This window comes from Halanaerobium sp., from assembly GCF_003070835.1.
In genome coordinates, this window is sequence record NZ_QBLR01000403.1 from 1 (window position 1) to 2681 (window position 2681).

Below are 2681 nucleotides of genomic sequence, written 5' to 3' on the forward strand. Positions count from 1 at the left end.
CTACATCTGCAGCTTCATATGCAGCAAGAATCCCTACTGTTTCTATCATTCCAAGAGCTTTTTGGGACATATTCCCTCCTTTCCTCAAAGTGCCTCTTAAATATTATTTGTTTTCTATATTTTTTAGTTTTTGATAAATATAATTTGTTAATTCTTTTATTCTGTTTTCATCTACATCTTTTTCAGAATTAGAGATTTTTTCATTCTTAGCATCTTTACTAATGCTTTTAAAGTTATCTAAATCAATTAAAATATCAGATACAGATTTATTTTTTTGATCTATTTCTAAGGGAATATCTTTAATTGGAATACCTTTAACCAATCTAGCTGCATTTGATGCAATCGCCTTTGCCTGAAATTCTTTGCTTATTTCTTTTTCGAAAAATGGATTATCAGGCTCTAATTTTTTATGATGAATGATTACTTTATTATTTTCTCCAAGCGCTAATGAAACATTCAAACGTGAAGCTTGGGCAGCTTGATGTGCTAAAGAATATAAATCTTGAGCACTATCATTCACCATTTTAAAAGGTATTCCTTCTTCCTCTAATCCATAACCTAAATAGTTTAATAGAGAACTATTTTTATAATTATCTTCTACGGCTATATATACAGCTGGTTTTTCCCTGTTATTACCCATTTTCAACACTTCCCTCTGTATCTAGATAAGAAAGGACAAGCCCAGTAGCCACAGCATTGCGTGGTCCCATAATTGCTCTAATATTACCTCGACCAGCTACAACTCCATATTCAGATAAACGATTAGATATTAGTGTTGGGATTTCAAAATCAATAGCAGATCCCCCAACCATTACTACAAAATCAATATCTCTAATATTACCTGTAGGAATAATTCTTTTTAAGGCTCTTTCAGAATTACGCACAAAAACATCATTTTTGGCTTCTCTTCTAACCTGACTAATTTTATCTAAAGAGTGTTTAGTGGGAATCGGAATCATATCAGTTTCTGTTAAGATAACAACTCTCCCAAACAATTTAGATGCTAAAGGTTCATCAAAAAATTTAACACTTCCATCTTCATGTCTAATATGAAAAATACTTTCTACTTTAGCCAGGGGATATTTTTTAATCAATTCAGCAAGCTTTAAATCATCAATCCCTAATTCTATATTAATTAAAAGTGAAACCATATCACCGGCACCTGCTAAATGAGTTGAATATACTTTATCCTTAGTTGTAACCATAGCCGCATCAGTAGATCCTCCACCCATATCAAGAATGACAAAGGGTTTATCTGTACCAGGAGTGGTTAAAGCCCCACGAATTGCCATATTTGCTTCTACCCCAGCAATGACAACTTTTACGCCAGTTTTTTGTTGAAGTTTATCAGCAATTTTCTGCATAGGTAATTGAGAAGTTTTAACCATTGCAGCAAGACCAACAGCATTTTCCATTGCATGTTCTTCTGCAAGCCCTCCTTTTACTTTTTGAGGTACAAAAGTGTTAACTGCAAGTATATCTTTGATCATTATTTTAGATAAATTTTGATCAGTAACCTTACTCATTGTTTCTTTAACTCTATCCAACATTCCTCCAACATTAGTACCAGATTCTCCTTTTACATCTTTCACAGGTTGTATCTTTTCTACTGAATCCATTATTTCTTCTGCTCCAGAATCAACGCTAATTTCTGATTTACCTTTATCACCAAAAATCACTAGTTTTCCAGCCGGAATTTTTCGTTCTTCAACATCTCCTTCTGGAGTTCTGATTACAACAGCAGAACGATTACCAATTAATGACCGAGCCACTGGAAAAATGTGTTTAGTATCTTCAGAATTAAGCTCAAAAATTGTTGCAATACCATAAGGATCAGAAAGTTTATTAATAGTACCACCTGGTCTAGCAACTTCTACAGCTGCTTTTTTATTTATTGGTATCTTATTAATATACTTAACTTCATCAATAACAGGTATGTTTTCATTAAGACGATTAACAATCAAAACTGCATCATCTTTTTGAGCAACAGCTCCATTAACTTTAATCCCAGATTCTACTGCTTTATTTATTAACACAGCAGCATCCGCAAAATCAACATCTCCTGGGATGATAATAATTAATTCATCACCAGGTTTACAGTCAGCTAAGTCTTCTATCCTAGTAGTATAGCCAACTCCAAGCCCTATTCCTCCAGGAGTCCAGGGGTCATGCCCTATCATTGTTGATTCAGTAATAACTGTTTCTGTAATTGTTTCCATAGCTACATCGCCAATTACCGGTGTAGCTTCGTTAATTCTAATCAAATCTAAGTCTTCATATTTCAAATCTACTTTTTCAAGTGCAGAATCCAAAGAATTTATTATTCCTTCTATGTTATCTACTGTACCTTTGAAACCAGTAGTCTTATATATGCCATCAGTTATAAATTCTATGTTTTCCTCTTTTTTATCTACTTTTCCTACAGCAACCTCTGTAGTTGAGTTTCCTACATCTACTCCAACAATGTATTCCATAGTCGTCACCTACTTATTAACTTATCTATCCCCTTTGAGGCGCTCTCTTTTTTCATAAACATCTGCCGCCTCACGTATCAGGTTTGCATTAATTACAGCATCATAATCATTTTCAAGTTCCTCAGCAATTTCTATTAATTCCGCTTTAGTTGATCTGTAAGGTCTCATTGCATTATAAATTTCAAGAATTCTATCATCATCTACTTT

Annotated in this window: 3 protein-coding genes; all 3 read right to left on the reverse strand. The window is 33.5% G+C overall.

From position 1 onward, the window contains the following. Nucleotides 1-103: 103 nt before the first annotated feature. Nucleotides 104-640 (reverse strand): glycerol dehydratase reactivase beta/small subunit family protein, encoded by a 537-nt coding sequence (locus tag CI949_RS19640; protein WP_290769572.1) that lies wholly within the window; start codon nt 638-640, stop codon nt 104-106. Then, nucleotides 633-2474, reverse strand: coding sequence for a diol dehydratase reactivase subunit alpha (locus tag CI949_RS19645; RefSeq protein WP_089716142.1), 1842 nt, complete (start codon nt 2472-2474; stop codon nt 633-635). The genes CI949_RS19640 and CI949_RS19645 overlap by 8 nt, the downstream gene beginning before the upstream one ends. A gap of 21 nt (nt 2475-2495) precedes the next feature. After that, on the reverse strand, nt 2496-2681 hold a 186-nt coding region (locus CI949_RS19650), incomplete at its 5' end, for a diol dehydratase small subunit (protein WP_290769577.1).